General features: G+C 59.1%; 1 protein-coding gene. It reads right to left on the bottom strand.

Annotated elements, in window-relative coordinates; all coding sequences use genetic code 11:
* Window positions 1–642, bottom strand: a 642-nt coding sequence (locus EXE44_RS17750; protein WP_394348235.1) for a choice-of-anchor I domain-containing protein, incomplete at its 3' end; no start/stop codon positions are given.
* Window positions 643–645: the final 3 nt, after the last annotated feature.

Genomic DNA, 645 nt, shown 5'->3' on the forward strand with positions numbered 1-645 from the left:
GTTGCCGCTTTCGAACACTAATTGTAAGCCGTTGTCAGTGGCCTCCCAGATGGCGAATGAGCGGGTTCCGAACAGATACAACTCTTCGAACTGGCCGTCGTTATCGTGGTCGCCAAGCTGGTTCGTTACCTCGAGATTGCCCAAGTTTTCGGGGCGTTTGAGCGCTTCAACGCTATCGACAAACGGGTTCTCTGAGAGCCGGGGCGCGAAAGCGTCGTCCGCCAACGACAGATCGCTCACGGTTGACACCTCGTAATCGCGCGAATCACCTTCATTCGCGGTGATGAGATACTGGCGCCCGGCGACTTCGTACGCCCGAATCCCATCGGGCTGGTACATGCCTTTGACCGGCCAGTTCTGGAAACTGATCACGTCTTCGTCACCGGCGTCGGCGTCGCTCGTGTCGAGCTCATTGCCCGGAAGCGAGAAGTCCTTGAATCCGAGCCCGGATATCTCCGCAATCTCGGCGCGTTGAATATCGACTCTCGCAACGGCGTTGTTCTCTTGGAGACTCACGTACGCCGTTCCGGAGTCGGGCGTTACCGTGACAAATTCCGGTTCGAAGTCTGTCGAAGGGCGAGGGTCCTCGACCGCTGCGCTTGCCCCGTACACGCGGACGCCCTCCGCACGGAGCGCATCGATGTC

It is taken from the genome of Halorubrum sp. SS7 (genome assembly GCF_005435055.1).
GTDB classification, from domain to species: Archaea; Halobacteriota; Halobacteria; order Halobacteriales; family Haloferacaceae; genus Halorubrum; species Halorubrum salinarum.